Annotated in this window: 17 protein-coding genes; 3 read left to right on the top strand and 14 right to left on the bottom strand. The window is 36.0% G+C overall.

From position 1 onward, the window contains the following. Nucleotides 1-102: 102 nt before the first annotated feature. Entirely contained in the window at nt 103-1,329 is a 1,227-nt protein-coding gene (gene ylbJ, locus AC3WTI_RS23160; protein WP_087958556.1) for a sporulation integral membrane protein YlbJ, read from the top strand. Here ylbJ and coaD read toward each other — a convergent pair. Then, nucleotides 1,321-1,812: a pantetheine-phosphate adenylyltransferase gene (gene coaD / locus AC3WTI_RS23155; RefSeq protein WP_087958555.1), complete on the bottom strand. Its 492-nt coding sequence runs from the start codon at nt 1,810-1,812 to the stop codon at nt 1,321-1,323. The two genes, ylbJ and coaD, sit on opposite strands and share 9 nt — an antisense overlap. Then, complete coding sequence (rsmD, locus tag AC3WTI_RS23150; protein WP_087958554.1) at nt 1,809-2,375, bottom strand: 16S rRNA (guanine(966)-N(2))-methyltransferase RsmD; 567 nt, start codon at nt 2,373-2,375, stop codon at nt 1,809-1,811. The genes coaD and rsmD overlap by 4 nt, the downstream gene beginning before the upstream one ends. Before the next feature lie 502 nt (nt 2,376-2,877). Here rsmD and AC3WTI_RS23145 point away from each other — a divergent pair. Next, nucleotides 2,878-3,267: a DUF7147 family protein gene (locus AC3WTI_RS23145; RefSeq protein ID WP_000616013.1), complete on the top strand. Its 390-nt coding sequence runs from the start codon at nt 2,878-2,880 to the stop codon at nt 3,265-3,267. 55 nt (nt 3,268-3,322) lie between these two features. Here the strand turns inward: AC3WTI_RS23145 and AC3WTI_RS23140 are convergent, their stop codons facing one another. From AC3WTI_RS23140 to AC3WTI_RS23115, 6 genes are all read right to left on the bottom strand, one after another. After that, nucleotides 3,323-3,589 (bottom strand): YlbG family protein, encoded by a 267-nt coding sequence (locus AC3WTI_RS23140; protein ID WP_002080814.1) that lies wholly within the window; start codon nt 3,587-3,589, stop codon nt 3,323-3,325. 126 nt (nt 3,590-3,715) lie between these two features. Continuing rightward, nucleotides 3,716-4,165: a YlbF/YmcA family competence regulator gene (locus AC3WTI_RS23135; protein ID WP_048530637.1), complete on the bottom strand. Its 450-nt coding sequence runs from the start codon at nt 4,163-4,165 to the stop codon at nt 3,716-3,718. 115 nt (nt 4,166-4,280) lie between these two features. Next, nucleotides 4,281-4,853, bottom strand: a complete 573-nt coding sequence (locus AC3WTI_RS23130; RefSeq protein WP_071758840.1) for a histidine phosphatase family protein — start codon at nt 4,851-4,853, stop codon at nt 4,281-4,283. An 82-nt stretch (nt 4,854-4,935) separates the two neighbouring features. Continuing rightward, the gene (locus AC3WTI_RS23125; protein WP_001200991.1) at nt 4,936-5,181 is read right to left on the bottom strand and encodes a YlbE-like family protein; all 246 of its coding nucleotides are present in this window, start codon (nt 5,179-5,181) and stop codon (nt 4,936-4,938) included. An 11-nt stretch (nt 5,182-5,192) separates the two neighbouring features. Continuing rightward, nucleotides 5,193-5,642, bottom strand: coding sequence for a YlbD family protein (locus AC3WTI_RS23120; RefSeq protein WP_087958553.1), 450 nt, complete (start codon nt 5,640-5,642; stop codon nt 5,193-5,195). Nucleotides 5,643-5,816: 174 nt separating this feature from the next. Beyond that, a complete protein-coding gene (locus tag AC3WTI_RS23115) occupies nt 5,817-6,851 on the bottom strand; it encodes a CAP domain-containing protein (protein WP_048530641.1) in 1,035 nt (344 codons plus the stop codon). 207 nt (nt 6,852-7,058) lie between these two features. Here AC3WTI_RS23115 and AC3WTI_RS23110 point away from each other — a divergent pair, with 207 nt between their 5' ends. Then, entirely contained in the window at nt 7,059-7,424 is a 366-nt protein-coding gene (locus tag AC3WTI_RS23110; RefSeq protein ID WP_087958552.1) for a YugN family protein, read from the top strand. A gap of 37 nt (nt 7,425-7,461) precedes the next feature. On the opposite strand, the gene ctaG is transcribed toward AC3WTI_RS23110, so the two are convergent. The 6 genes from ctaG to ctaB form a co-directional block, all read right to left on the bottom strand. Continuing rightward, complete coding sequence (gene ctaG, locus AC3WTI_RS23105) at nt 7,462-8,367, bottom strand: cytochrome c oxidase assembly factor CtaG (RefSeq protein ID WP_087958551.1); 906 nt, start codon at nt 8,365-8,367, stop codon at nt 7,462-7,464. A gap of 85 nt (nt 8,368-8,452) precedes the next feature. Next, a complete protein-coding gene (gene ctaF / locus AC3WTI_RS23100; RefSeq protein ID WP_000985699.1) occupies nt 8,453-8,785 on the bottom strand; it encodes a cytochrome c oxidase subunit IVB in 333 nt (110 codons plus the stop codon). 3 nt (nt 8,786-8,788) lie between these two features. Next, on the bottom strand, nt 8,789-9,412 hold the full coding sequence (gene ctaE, locus AC3WTI_RS23095) for a cytochrome c oxidase subunit III (protein ID WP_000557861.1): 624 nt from the start codon (nt 9,410-9,412) through the stop codon (nt 8,789-8,791). Next, a complete protein-coding gene (ctaD, locus tag AC3WTI_RS23090; RefSeq protein WP_176539115.1) occupies nt 9,412-11,247 on the bottom strand; it encodes a cytochrome c oxidase subunit I in 1,836 nt (611 codons plus the stop codon). The genes ctaE and ctaD overlap by 1 nt, the downstream gene beginning before the upstream one ends. Before the next feature lie 60 nt (nt 11,248-11,307). Then, nucleotides 11,308-12,357, bottom strand: coding sequence for a cytochrome c oxidase subunit II (gene coxB, locus AC3WTI_RS23085; RefSeq protein WP_048530648.1), 1,050 nt, complete (start codon nt 12,355-12,357; stop codon nt 11,308-11,310). Between the two features lie 93 nt (nt 12,358-12,450). Beyond that, on the bottom strand, nt 12,451-13,374 hold the full coding sequence (ctaB, locus tag AC3WTI_RS23080; RefSeq protein WP_087958549.1) for a protoheme IX farnesyltransferase: 924 nt from the start codon (nt 13,372-13,374) through the stop codon (nt 12,451-12,453). Between the last annotated feature and the right edge of the window lie 93 nt (nt 13,375-13,467).

Raw genomic sequence — 13,467 nt, 5'->3', positions numbered from 1 at the left:
TTTAATTTTTTTCATTCCTTTTTCATACTTATGGTCTAAATTCACTACGTATCCACGTATACTGAAATGAACGTTTTTTGGGACAAAGGGGGATTTACTTACATGTATGAAAAATGGAAAACGGCTTTCCTTACCATATCAACACTGTTTTTAACCTTTTCTCTTGTACTTCACCCCCAAGCTGCTTTGCAAGCTTCCATTCGAGGGTTAAATATATGGTGGGAAGTTGTATTCCCTTCACTTTTACCGTTTTTCATCATTGCCGAACTTCTCATTAGTATAGGTGTTGTAAAATTTATAGGCGTGATATTAGAACCACTCATGCGGCCACTTTTCCGCGTGCCAGGAATAGGCGGATTTGTTTGGGCAATGGGAATGGCCTCAGGATTCCCCGCTGGTGCCAAATTAAGCGCTAGACTGCGTAAAAGCAATCAACTAACACAAATCGAAGCAGAGCGCCTCGTATCTTTTACAAACTCATCCAATCCACTTTTTATTTTTGGAGCTGTTTCTATCGGTTTTTTCAATAATCCGAAATTAGGAATCGTATTAGCTGCTGCACATTATTTAAGTAACTTTTTCGTCGGGTTACTGATGCGATTTTACGGCAATAACAACATTTCCATGCATGATAAACATACTACTAAAAAACGCCATTTTCAAAACCCATTTTCAATCCTACACGAAACACGTATGCAAGAAAAAAGACCAATAGGAAAATTACTTGGGGATGCTATCGTTTCTTCTATTCAAACACTACTTATGATTGGTGGATTTATTATTTTATTCTCTGTTTTAAATAAAATGATTACTGTATTTCATATTACAGCAGCTCTTTCTTTTATTATGCAACATATTTTATCATTCTTCCAACTAACTACCGAATTTAGTATTCCGATATTATCAGGCATTTTCGAAATGACACTCGGGAGCCAAATGATTAGTCAAATAAATGAAACACCCCTCCTGCAGCAGGCGATGGTAACAAGCTTTATTTTAGCATTTAGTGGCCTTTCTATTCAGGCACAAGTTGCTAGCATATTAGCTGAAACAGACATACGATTTAAACCTTATTTTTTCGCACGAATTATTCAAAGTATTCTTGCTCCTATTTTCACCTTTATATTTTGGAAACCATTTTATGAGAAAGTAAGCTCTTTTTCACCTATGCAAAAAGATATTCCCGTATTTTTTTCCAATTCTTCTATACCGCATGAAATTTGGACATCTTTTATACACTACGGACCGATATTTACTTTATTTTGTTTATATGTATATGTGATTTTATTATTTTTTCGTAGCAACAAAGAAAAACCCCGTTCACTTTAACGGGGTTTGAAACTTTTCTTTTAATGCACGTTCTACAATGGGAGGTACAAGATCAACTACACTTCCGCCATATCTCGCAACTTCTTTCACAATGCTCGAGCTTAAAAATGAATATTGGTTATTTGTCATAATAAAAAAGGTTTCAATGTTTTCATCTAATTTTCGATTCATAGAAGTAATTTGCATCTCATATTCAAAATCAGAAACCGCTCGTAACCCACGTAAAATTGCATTTGCATTTCGCATTTTCGCATACTCCACTAATAGCCCACTATGTGAATCTACTTTTACATTCGGAATTTCCTTTGTTGCTTCTCGAATTAAGTCTAAACGCTCTTCAACTGAAAAGAACGGTTTTTTTGACGAGTTGTTTAAAACTACTACGTATACTTCGTCAAATACTTTTGCTCCCCTTTTAATAATATCCAGATGCCCAAGGGTAATTGGATCAAAACTTCCCGAAGAAATAGCTATACTAGTCATTCTGTCCCCTCACCTTCATACTTATAGATCGATATTGCTGTAATACCGTAGTTCTCAGCTCGCACTTTTACAAGTCTTCCTATAGAATCAGGTAAAACTACATCATTACCATGCTCTGACATAATTAATCCATCTCTATGTAGCAATCCATGTTGATCCATCACACTAATTAAAGATACAATTTTTTGATCTTTATATGGTGGATCAATTAATATAAGATCAAATGATATTTCACGTTTTATAAGAGCCTTTACCGCACGTTCTGCATCATTTCGATATACTTCAGCTTGTTCCTGTATTCTACAACTTTCTAAATTTTGATGAATTACCTTTATCGCTTTATTATCTCGATCAACAAAGATTGCTTTATCAATCCCTCTACTTATAGCCTCAATTCCAAGACCACCACTACCGCCAAATAAATCAAGCGCGATACCACCATCAAAATAAGGGCCTATCATATTAAAAATCGATTCTTTTACTTTATCTGTCGTTGGACGTGTTGTATTACCTGGCACCGCTTTAAGTGGGTGTCCTTTACATTTTCCTGAAACTACTCTCATCTGTTGTCACTACCTTTATTTCAATCTATCGAGCAATTATAGAAAACCCTTCTCCATTCGGTAACCGCTACCAAACTATACGATTCCATTCATCTTTCAACGAACACTAGAAGAACTTAGTTTAAAATAACTGCTCTGCATTTTTATGTATTCATCTCACTATTCGCTAACACGAACTATTCGTTCACTTTATCTTTTTTATCCTATCATAAAATAAAAAAAAGAAAAATAAAAAGCCCAACATAAAATTTAATTTCATGATGTATATCTTCATTTAGATTGGACATAAATAATTATAACAACATCACCTTCGATGTTGTTGCCAACCGCGGAGAAGACTTACGTTTCCCCATAAGTTCTTCCTCCGGTTTCTCCTCTCCCTTTGCCTTCTTACTAGTACATGCTAGTATAAGAAGGGCCCTGCTTTGCAGGGTTTTTTTTCGTTGTCTACTTTTCATTTAAAAAGTGAGATGGTACAGTAAAAGAAAGAGGAGGAAAAAATATGATTCAACGCTTTATAGAACTTGGAGAAGGCTACTCTGACTTATATGAATTACTTGAAATTGCCAAAGCAAACCAAGAACGTATAACACATATGTTACAGTTTGAAACGATTAAAAATGAAAAAAAAGTGTGCTCACTTGTTGTAATATTAAAACCAACTACTACTGGTGACTTCCAGCCATTATACATATGTCGTGAAGGCATTCCTGTACTTGAAAATAAAAAAAGTAAACGTGTCCTATTATTTGAAGAAACGGCAGAACAACTAGGAAAAAAAGTGACTACCTTTACAGTAAAACCATCCACAACTTTTCCAGAAAAAGAACTGTTTTTCAATCATTTAATTGGTATTTTACGAATGAATAATTTCATTCCTCCAATGAAATAACACTTTATTTTAAGTGAAAAAATCCCCCGCTAAAATTAGCAGGGGATTTTTTCTATTAACTATAATCGTATTCTTTTGCCCGATCAGGACGAGAATTTTCAAATTCCGTTTTTAAATACGGGCGGTACGACTGTTCTATCTTTTTCACAAAAGGAAGTTTGTTCAACTTTTGCATCATATGCTCAATTTGTTCCATATCACAATATACTACTGCATATTTTAAGCGTTTTGATATGTAATGTATGTTACCATATTTCCTTAAAATCTTGGCATGTTTCAATGAATGTAAATAAACAATCATACTTTGTCGTTGCCCGAACATAATCTTCTCCATCTTCTCCTTTTAAAAACATATATTTTATATTTTATGAAAACCAATCAGAAATTTATGACATTACAGGACAAACTCTGTATACGTTTTCTTCTATCTTCTAAAAAACGGGGTGATTTACCCCGTTTTACAGCCGCAACCCCCACCAGTACCACAACCGCCACCACAGCCACCAGCATCAAAAAATGGATTTCCTGTTGGAACTTTGATGGAAGAGGACACCTCAGAACCGATTGCTACACTAACTTCATCTAACAACTTTTGTAAAGCCGTTTCTACTCGTTTAAAAGCTGCAATCTTATCATGTAAGTCTACAGAACGTTTTAACTCCCTCATTTTCGTCGAAACGAAAGTATAGTCAGGATGGTATTTACCGAAACGTTGCACTTCCTCATATCGTTCTTTCATCGCTGTAAATTGCTGAATCAACGCCTGAACTTCCATATCTTCATGCAATTCTTTATAACACTTACGATAATCTTCTGCTATATCTGAACAGATAATCGCTTTTGCAAGCTGCTCTGCCTTATCTAATATTAATACGCTTTCCAGCGTCGCTACAATCATGAGTGACACCTCCGAGTATTCATCATACCACATTTAGAATAGAACTACTAATTGAAGTGTCTCACTAAACAGAAAGATATCATTCTAACTATTTTTATATAATGTCCACACAAATTTATACATTAATATGTTCTGCAATATTATATTTAAGAACATCCCATTTCCCACTGTTTTCGTTCACATAGCTAATACATGCATTTTTTAACGGTGTCTTAAACGAAATATCTTCCGGGGCAATTGCATGTAGAATTGCTTTTATCGCATGTGAATGGGCTACAATGATAATACGTTTGCCAGAATGAGCCTCTGCAACATCTTTTACAGCAGCAAAACAACGCGCTACAATCTCTTCATCTTGCTCCATACCTTCTACTTCCCCTGCTGCAATTAATTCCCTAACAGTCGCAACCGGCTTCCCAGAAGCTTCACCAAAATTACGTTCAACAAATCGCTCATCTAATAAAATTGATTGTAATCCAGTTGCCCCTGCAATTTCCTTAGCTGTTTCGTGCGCTCTAATTAACGGGCTACTAATAATTACATCCCATGCCTCCGCTTGCAAAGCAGCTGCACTTTGACTCGCTTGCTTCTTCCCCACTTCATTCAGCGGAATATCTTCACGTCCTTGAATGATCTCTTGAAAATTCCAATCAGTTTGTCCATGTCGTACTAAACAAATTTCCGTCATGCTCATGCTGCAACTCCTTTTTAAATAATCCGCTTCTATTGTATCAAAAGTTCCGCATGACGGACATAGTTTTCCCTTCCAATTATGTTGTATTTTGCTGCTTCATATACTGAAACATATCGATCATAATGGAGGCAACTGCTAATTGATTTTGGAATTTCTCAACTTTATCTGGTATCGTTTTTTTGAAATGTTGCATAGCCGCTAACTCAAACGCCTCTTTTTCTTCAGGGTTTCTTGTTAGTTTTCTATACCAGTACGGTTGCTCCCTAATATAGCGAGATAAATCCTCATCAGCCTTTATAAACTCCATAATTTCTGCTCTCATCCGCTTTCCCCCTAATCCTTCTGAAAGAAAAATGGATTATTTTCGGAAGTACTCTCTTCTTGCTGCGCGGGCTTCCCTTGAAATTGTTGAAAAGCTTGTTGCACACTACCGATAGCACTCGTTACATTGGCTAAATGATGTTGCATTTGTTCCACGTCTAGCTTTTTAAAGAAAGACAGCATTTGTCCCATCACATCAGCAGTTTTTTCTTCTTCAGTTCGAGTATCTTTTTCTTTTCTTTTTTCTTTTTTCTTTTCTTTTACTGAAGAAAAAGCAGGTGCTCCATCCGGTCTAAAAGTTGCCCATATCGGATCCTCTTCACCAAGTAAATACCATTCTTCATAAAACTGTTGCCAAGTTTTATGACCACTTCTAACTTCATGAACCATTTTAGGGTGATGGTTTACAAACTCTTTAAACTGTTGAACCGATGGATGTAACGGTCCTTTTGTTGTCGGCATAATCCTCACCTCTTCATGTATATCTACTATATAATAAGAAAAAAAAGGCGCATGGTTCGCCTATTTTTAGACGATTCATGCACCTTTTTTCTACTAATTGCATGCGGTAACATTCCCACCTACAATACGGGTAACTAGCCGAGCGTTGTACATCCCTCTAGTTTAAACTCCACTTTATTTTCGAATAAAGTTTTGTGTGTAAAATTTATCGTATACCCCGACACCTAACCCTGTGAATTGTTCATTTAACAAATTCTTTCTATGACCTTCACTATTTAACCAACCTTGCACCGCCGCAATTCCATCACTATGTTGCGCAGCTATATTCTCACCAGCAAGTTGAAACCCTACTTTTCCGCGCTGTAGACGATCTCCTAGCGTACCTAGTGTAGGTGAATCGTGTGAAAAGTAATTATTATCCTTCATGTCTTTACTATGACCAATAGCCACATCTGCCGTTTGTTGATCCCATGTTAACAACGGCAATTTATGACGACTTCGAATAATATTTGTTAAATCAAAAATTTGTTGCATATTTCCATTCTCTATTTGTTTCATTTTCTCTGGGGTTAATGGTTGTTCTGCTAGTAATTCACCTGAATAAACAAGCTGATACGGTCTTTGTCGTAATAACGTTTCGTCATCCATATACCGAACACCAACAAGCTCATGTGTAAAATGATCAAAATATAATTGTGCCCAGCCATCTTCTACAGGTATTAATGGTTGTTCCATCACTTCAGTATCAGATAACTCAAATTGATAACTATTCTTCCCTCTTTTTAACGAAATCTCATGAGAGAGCGGATTCTTTTTATATACATCTTCATATTTTTCATTTATATAATAAGGCGGTACTTTAACCTCTTCACCAGCAACATACGCCGTTACAACTTTGCGTTCAGCAACCCCAAATTGAACATACTGAGCTAAATCTTGGCTGTACACCCACCATTCGTATCCGTAAGCAGACGGCTCTATTCGAGAAGGTTCTCCCCATTTTGCTAATAAATTTTCAGAGTCCCCGCCAATCATATTTAAAACCGTATTTGAAGAGTCTTCATTTACTTGCTTTTTCTTTTTCACAATTTTATTTTCTTGCTTTGATTGAGATGGGGTTAATATATATTGTGAAACGAGTAATTTCCCGTATAAATCAACAGCTAAAATTAAAACTGTAATGATTACGATACGCAATAATTTCTTCAATCGATATACCTCCTGCACAAAACATAAAATTGAGATATACACAAATCCTTTTCTTTCCTTTTTTTGTGTGTACCGTACTCTTTTCACTATATCATATTTTCGCAAAAAAAGTCTGGATTATCCCTTTTCTCTCAATATGAATTGCACTTTCTTATTATTCATACTATTATAAAAATAATAACGTAACATTAAACAAGGAGGTATTATATGCAATTTACAAATACGAAATTTAATGGGGCAGTCGTTGACTTAACACTATTAACAGAGATTATGGAGAAAAACCATTTTGTACTTGCTGGACAATGGGATTATGAACGAGTTACATACGATTATAAATTCGAAATATTAAACGATGTTTATTATTTACGCGTACAAGGTTTAGCTGTTGAGGGTGACGTTGGTAGTAGACACGCTGAAATAAAGCTACTTCCTCCCTTATTAGGTAAACACTATTATCCTCACGGCGTTGAATATGGTGATGGTGAAACGTTCCCAACGAATGTACTTCAAAAAAGCGAACAACTCCTACAAAATGTTGAAAAAGAGTTAAAAGAATTCCAAATCATTGAATAAAATAAAAACGAGTGCATCATACTTGATGCACTCATTTTTATTTCGTCTGTAAATACGGCGGTAATTGTTGCAACTGTTCTTTATCCTTTTCACGCTCTCTACGTGCCCATCTAAAAAATACATAGCCAATAATCGTACCGTACACTATTTCCTGGACAATTTTCATAATGATGCCGCCTGTTTGTTGATCTTGCACGACCGGCATCCAGTGTAAAAATTCCGGTCCAGTTATATTTAAATCAGATAAAGTTCCCGCTGGTACACATAGTTCCATCGCCTTCATCCAAGCAGCCGGATCCGTATACGTTGCAAATAACGGCGCCGTCGCAAAAATGATTAACGCGCAAGCTGGCGTTAATAATATACCGTTAGCGAACATATAACCAAGTTTCTTTATATCACTTAACGTTTGATATTCTGGTAATGGATTTAACATCGGCCACCACATCATGATTGCTGTAAAGAACAATATAGCGAGACAAATAGGATGAGCAATTTGACTTTGTTTTACTGTATCAAAAACAACTGGTAAATGATAAAAAGAAAACAGGCCATTAAATACAAACAATGCAATAAGTGGCTGAGCAAATATCTTCAATATAATTTGAACGAACTTAAAAGAAGTAATATAACGATATAACCAAACTGGTATACCAAGCAACAATAACGGCGGAACGGCAATATACATGACTGCCATCTCAAACATATGTGCACTAAATATAATATGACCAATTAAATCAATAGGCCCTCCCTTTACAAAATACAAAAGAACAATCCCGGTCGTAAAATAAAAAACTTGCTTCTTACTTACCTTTGTCGCATGTGCAAATCGCATTCTATATGGCCCAATAATTAAAAAGTACCCAATAAGGATCGAAAGCATAAATAGTAAAAAGATCGGACTCCATAGAGCTTGAAAACCGAATATCCACAAGTTACTCATTGTCACACCTACCTTCTTAAGGTTACCCTTTCACATAACATGAAGAGGGAGCTGTGACGACACAAGCTCCCTTATTCTTCACTTTTCAAATCCATACAATTGTCATAAAAGCTAAAATTGTAATTAACCCGATTAACAGACCAGAATAAAGAAAGAAACTTGCTGCTTCATGTCCTTTATGACTCATATGCATAAAATAATACAATTGAAAAATCACTTGTACCACCGCTAATAGTAAAATAAATGGTACTGAGAAAGTCGGACTAAAAGTTTTCGGATATGCTACTGCCGCAAATGCAACTAATGTTAAAAAAATCATTAATGCAAATGTAATAACTTGATGCTTCATTTCCTCCGCACTTTTTCTCTTCCGATAAACAAGATCAACTTTAGGATTATTCGTTTGCTTTATCGCCATTGTTTATCCCACCATTCCCATCAAGTATACTACAGTGAAAATAAACACCCACACTACGTCAATAAAGTGCCAATAAATTGATGCAACATAAAACTTCGGTGCATTGTATAAATTTAGACCTCTCTTCGCATTTCTAAAGATTAATGTTAAAATCCAACATAATCCAAACAATACGTGGAGTCCATGTGTACCAACAAGAGCATAAAACGCGGAACCAAATGCACTACTTCTCATAGTATGCTTAAATTCATGCGTATAATGATAAAACTCATATATCTCAAATCCTAAAAAACCTAAACCTAACAGCACTGTTACTAGTAGCCAAAGTTGCATTTTTTTAAAGTTAAAGTTTTTCATATGATACATCGCATATACGCTCGTTAAACTACTCGTTAGTAAAAGCATCGTCATAATGAAAACGAGTGGCATTTGGAACATCTCTTGGGATGTTGGTCCACCATTTGTAGAATTCTTTAACGCCAAATATGTGCCAAATAAGGAAGCGAACAATACTGTTTCGCCTCCAAGAAATAACCAAAAACCGACAAACTTATTTTTCCCCTCAAGGGTTGCTTTTTCAGGCTCTGCTGGAAATGTTTCATTCGTTAATTTTTCATCTACATGCATTATGCCTTGCCCCCCTTATCTTCTAAATCTTCCTTATGAATATGATATCCATGATCATCGATTACTGAACGTAGGAACATTGCGCCAAATGTAATGATTAAACCGATAATTGCTACTAATAACCAAAACTTATCTTTTCCACCCTGCATATACATTGCACCGAATGCCGCTATAAACAATCCTAAAGAAATGACAAATGGTGAAAATGATGGATTCGGCATATGAATATCACCAACTGGTTCCGCCGCTGTCATCTCTTTATTCCCTTCACGTTTTTCAATCCAAAACGGATCTAATCCGCGAACAAATGGTAATTGTTTAAAGTTATATTCTGGTGTAGGTGCTGGCATTGTCCATTCTAATGTACGCGCATCCCACGGATCTCGACCAGCCTTTTCTTTTGAAACTGTCGTTTTAATTACATTGAATAGAAGAACGATCGTTCCAAGAGCCATAAATATCGCTCCAATTGAACTAATCATATTCCCCATTTCCAACCCTTGGCCTTCAAGATATGTGTAGTAACGACGTGGCATACCAATTAACCCAAGGAAATGCTGAATAAAGAACGTTAAATGGAAACCGATAAAGAATAGCCAAAATGTTATCTTTCCTAACGTTTCATTCAATACTTTATTAAACATTAGTGGCCAATAATAATGAGCTCCGGCAAGTAAACCAAATACAACACCGCCGACGATTACATAATGAAAGTGAGCTACTACGAAATAGTTATCATGAAATTGATAATCCGCTGGTGCAGATGCTAACATAACACCTGTAACTCCCCCCATTACGAATGATGGAATGAAAGCTACCGCCCACATCATCGGTGTCGTAAAACGAATACTTCCTCCCCACATTGTAAAGAGCCAGTTGAATATTTTAATACCAGTCGGTACTGCAATCGCCATTGTTGCAACTGAGAAGATAGCATTTGCAACTGGCCCAAGCCCAACAGTAAACATATGATGCGCCCATACCATAAATCCTAAAAATCCAATTAATACTGTCGCGAACACCATCGACGAATAACCAAATAATCGTTTTTTCGAAAATGTCGCGAAGATTTCTGAGAATATTCCGAAAGCTGGGAGTATAAGAATGTATACTTCTGGATGACCGAAAATCCAGAATAAATGCTCCCATATAATCGTATTGCCGCCCAATGCTGGATTAAAGAAACTTGTTCCAAATAAACGATCTAACATTAAAAGTCCTAACCCTACAGTTAACGGCGGAAAAGCGAATAATATTAGTGAAGATGTTACAAATGTCGTCCATGTAAACATCGGCATACGCATATACGTCATCCCTGGTGCACGCATATTAATAATAGTTACAAGGAAGTTAATACCTCCAATTAATGTACCAATACCGGAGATTTGTAAGCCGAGTACATAAAAATCAACACCATGGCCTTTAGAAGCTAAAGCTAAAGATGCATAAGATGTCCATCCTGCATCAGGTGCTCCACCTAAAAACCAACTTAAATTTAAAAATACTCCACCAAAGAAAAATAACCAAAATCCAAGCGAATTCAAAAACGGGAACGCTACATCACGTGCACCAATTTGAAGTGGTACAGCGGCGTTCATAAATGCAAACACGAGTGGCATAGCTGCGAGGAAAATCATTGTTGTACCGTGCATCGTTAATACTTGATTATAAGCATCCCCAACAAGAAAAGCATTGTTAGGAATCGCTAGTTGAAGGCGAATAAATAGAGCTTCTATTCCGCCTATTACAAAAAACAATCCACCTGCAATTAAATAGAGAATGGCAATCTTTTTATGGTCTACTGTCGTTAAATAATCCCATATGACAGCACCCATCCCCTGTTTTTTTGCTACAGAACTCACGTTTTCAACCTCCCCTTCGCGAATAATCCCTCTTTACTTTTCAACTTTTAACGTTTGTAAGTATGCATTTAATGCATCAATTTGATCATCCGTTAAGTTGCCATATTTACCAGTCATTTTATTTCCTGGTTTCATATTTTCAGGATCTTTCAACCATTTTTTTAAGTTTTCTTCATTGTTTTCGGCAATACCGGCAACTGTATCGCGATCCGCAAAGTTTGCTAAGTTTGGTGCGATACGAGCGGAAGGTGGTCTACTATCATTAGATCCAACTGCGTGACAACCAATACAGCTTTTATTAAATATTTCTTGGCCTTCTTGCGCCTTCGTTGAAGCTACTTCTTTCTTCCCATCAATCTTCTTCATATCAGCAAGCCACTGTTTGTACTCGCTTTCATCTAAAGCTTTCACTTTGAATTGCATTAAAGAATGTGATGGGCCGCAAAATTCTGTACAAAAACCATTATAAGTGCCCGATTTATCTGCCTTTAACCACATTTTGTTCACATTATCTGTGTTTGTATCCATTTTCCCAGCTAAAGATGGAACCCAAAACGAATGTTTAATATCGGCACCCTTCAAATTCAAATACACTTTCTTACCTGTGGGGATGACTAAATCTTGAGAAGTTACTATCTTTTCTGATTTATAAGAAAATTCCCACCAATAAAGATTCGCTGTTACATCAACAACGATAGTATCTTTATCAATATTCTTTTTCTCCATCGCACTTACATCAGCAAGTTTGAATGTATATGTAACCGTCGGAACAGCTAAGATTAACAAAAGAATAATCGGAATAACTGTCCATATAATTTCTAGTTTGTGATTCCCTTCAACTTGCTCCGGAATATAATCTTCCTGACCTTTCTTTTGTCGGAAACGCACAATTACATATAAGAAAATAATAGTAACTACTAGTACTACTCCTACCATGATTGCACTTGCTAGTAAGAGTAAATCATATTGCATTTTTGCTACTTCTCCTTGCGGAATTAAAGTAGATTGAAAGGCTTTACCGCATCCCCCTAACAGTAAAGCCAGCAGTGAAACGAACGAAAGCAGTCGCCACTGTTTCTTCATACAAACAACCCCCACTTTCCTTGTGAATTAGATTGTACTTTATAGTTAAGTAAAGTAAATCTCAACGTAAAGAAATCCAATTATGTCGTTGTCTTAGAAGAATGTAACTACAATCATTGATACAAATAAGATTGTTAAATAATTTAGGGAATAAACAAACATTTGTACGGACCATTTGATGTCATCTTGCTTACGGAAGCCATAAAATCCTAAAACGATCCATCCGATGTTAAGCAGTGTTGCAATTACCATAAATGTTATCCCTAGTCCACTCATATAAAATGGTAGTGGTAATAAACATACTGTCCAAATCATAATTTGGCGTTTCGTAATTTCAAATCCATGAACTACAGGAAGCATTGGAATTCCTGCATTTCGATATTCATCAACACGTTTCATTGCTAATGCAAGGAAATGTGGGATTTGCCAAATAAACATAATTAAAAATAACATCCAAGCAATTGGATGACCTAAAGATGGATCGATTGCTGCCCATCCAATTAAAGGTGGAACTGCACCAGAGATACTACCTACAACCGTATTTAGTGTATACTTTCTCTTTGTCCATAAACTATATAGAACAACATATGTGAAAGCACCAATAAACCCCATTAACACTGCCATTGGTGTTGTTAATAATAAAAATACAAATCCAAGAAGTAATATAACTAATCCAAATGTAAGTGCAAATCCTGGTTTATACTTTCCAGTAACCGTTGGACGGGTCTTTGTTCTTTCCATTAATGGATCGATGTCTCGATCAATGTAGTTGTTCAAACAACATACCCCTGCCATAACTAATCCAGATCCAACGATTGTAAAGAATAACTTATCCAGATTGTCCATCACACTTAATCCATTAAAGTGTAATGCCAACCAAAATCCTGTAAATACAGTAAGTGTATTTGAGTTTACAATCCCCATTTTAACGAGTGCTTTTAAATCTTGTAACCGAGTTGTTTCCGGTACACTTGTAACAGCAGACTCATCATGCAGCTCACTTGTTGCATGGTTCATCACTTTAACCCCCTCTTAAAACTTTCATCTTTCTTTTTGCGCCTATTTCAAATGAAATATTTCGCTTCTATATAGCAATATTATTACAGTAGA

The sequence above is a fragment of the Bacillus sp. EB106-02-03-XG38 genome (assembly GCF_058792175.1).
The sequence above is the reverse complement of the archived record's forward strand: the minus strand, read 5'-3'. Positions and strand labels throughout refer to the sequence as shown.